Source organism: Longimicrobium sp. (assembly GCF_048594345.1).
In the GTDB taxonomy this organism is placed as follows: domain Bacteria; phylum Gemmatimonadota; class Gemmatimonadetes; order Longimicrobiales; family Longimicrobiaceae; genus Longimicrobium.
Map to the genome: position 1 here is coordinate 1 of NZ_JBMDXM010000273.1, position 2,112 is coordinate 2,112.

Annotated in this window: 1 protein-coding gene; it reads left to right on the plus strand. The window is 68.1% G+C overall.

Features of this window, described 5'->3' with window-relative positions:
• Positions 1–169 precede the first annotated feature (169 nt).
• Positions 170–1,375: a DHH family phosphoesterase gene (locus ACOJUJ_RS28605; RefSeq protein WP_420130342.1), complete on the plus strand. Its 1,206-nt coding sequence runs from the start codon at positions 170–172 to the stop codon at positions 1,373–1,375.
• Positions 1,376–2,112: the final 737 nt, after the last annotated feature.

Genomic DNA, 2,112 nt, shown 5'->3' on the forward strand with positions numbered 1-2,112 from the left:
ACACCCCCACCCCACATCACCCGAACACCCCAACACCCCAACACCCCAACACCCCAACACCCCAACACCCCAACACCCCAACACCCCACACCCCAACACACCCTGCCCTCCCCGTGGCACGCCCCTTCCAACATCCACGCACGTACCTCACGAACGGAGGCGTCACAGGATGGCGGAGAACGGGGAAGGGGGCCAGGCGCTGGAGATGGCCGTGGATCGGCGTGCGCCTGTGCCGGAGCCGCAGCCGGCCACCACGCAGGAAACCAGCAGCGCACGCGCGGCGGAGCTGGCGCGGCTGCTGGAGTCGCGGCGTGGCGAGCGGCACATCGTGGCGCTGCAGGATTTCCCTGATCCCGACGCCATCTCGTGCGGGATGGCGTACCGCGAGATCGCCCGGCGCTTCGACATCGACGCGGAGCTGGTCTACGACGGGCAGATCAGCCACGCCGAGAACCGCGCGCTGGTGAACCTGCTGGAGATCCCCATCCGCGAGTACGAGCCCGCCATGGACCTGGGGACGTACTCCGCGGCGGTCTTTGTCGACAACCAGGGAGCGACCACCCACCTCACCGACCTGCTGAAGGCGGCGGGGGTGCCCACGCTGGCCGTGGTGGACCACCACGACCCCGACGACGTGCTGGACCCCATCTTCAGCGACGTGCGTCCCATGGGCGCGGCGGCCACGATGTTCGCCGAGTACCTGAACAGCGGCGCGCTGCTCAAGCTGGAGCCGGGGAACGAGCATCACGAGCGGCTGGCGACGGCGCTCATGCACGGGCTGCACAGCGAGACGGACGGCTTTGTCCGCGCGCGGCCGCCGGAGTACCGCGCGGCGGCGTACCTGAGCCGTTTTATCGACGCCGACCTGCTGGAAAAGGTGCTGTGCGTGCAAAAGTCGCGCGGCACGCTGCGGGTGATCGAGCACGCGCTGCACAGCCGCACGGTGCGCAACGGCTTTTCCATCGCCGGCGTGGGATACGTGCGCTGGGCCGACCGCGACGCCATCCCCGTGGCCGCCGACTTTCTGCTGACGGAGGAAAACGTGCACACCTCCATCGTCTACGGCCTGCTGGGCGAGGAGGACGGGCGCGAGGTGGTGACGGGAAGCCTGCGGACGCTCAGCTCCACGATGCAGGTGGATTCGTTCCTGCGCGACGCACTGGGCGACGACCTGCGCGGCCGGCCGTACGGCGGCGGGCGCAGCCGGGCGGGCGGGTTTGAGATCGAGCTGGGGTTCCTGAAGGGGGACGAGGACGATCCGGTGGGGCAGGAACTCAAGTGGTCGCTCTACGACCGCCGGGTGCGGCGCAAGCTGTTTCGCGAAGCCGGCGTGGACGAGCTGAGCGAAGTTTGCGAGCCGCCGAAGGACGACTGACGGCGGCAACGAGAGGTCGCCCAGCCTCTCATGCCAGTCATCCTGAGGGAGGCGCCGCGCCGCATCCTGCTTGCACGACGCAGTCTGGCGCCGACCGAAGGACCTTGCCGGCAGATCCGCGGGGCTAGATTTCCGCGGGAAGGGCGTGCCCCGCGATGGCCGAGAGAAGGTCCTTCGGTCGCGCGCGGAGGACGGTGCAGGGTACAGATTTGCGCGGCGCTCCCTCAGGATGACTGATTTCGCTACGGCTGGGGGATCTGACGGCGCCTCATCTGGTGTGTCCAGACTCGCTGAAACCTCAGTCATCCTGAGGGAGGCGCCGCGCCGCATCCTGCTTGCACGACGCAGTCTGGCGCCGACCGAAGGACCTTGTCGGCAGAGTCGAGGGGCTGGATTCTCCGCGGAAGAGCATGCCCCACGATGGCGGAGAGAAGGTCCTTCGGTCGCGGGCAGATGGCGATGCAGGGTAGGCTTTCGCGCGGCGCTCCCTCAGAATGACTGATCTCGCACGTGTGAGGGTCTGACGGCGCCTCATCTGGTGTATCCAGACCTCGCTGAAACCTTCAGTCATCCTGAGGGGAGGCGCCGCGCCGCATTCTGCTTGCACGACGCAGTCTGGCGCCGACCGAAGGACCTTGCCGGCAGATCCGAGGGGCTGGATCTCCGCGGAAGAGCATGCCCCACGATGGCCGAGAGAAGGTCCTTCGGTCGCGCGCGGAGGACGGTGCAGGGTACAG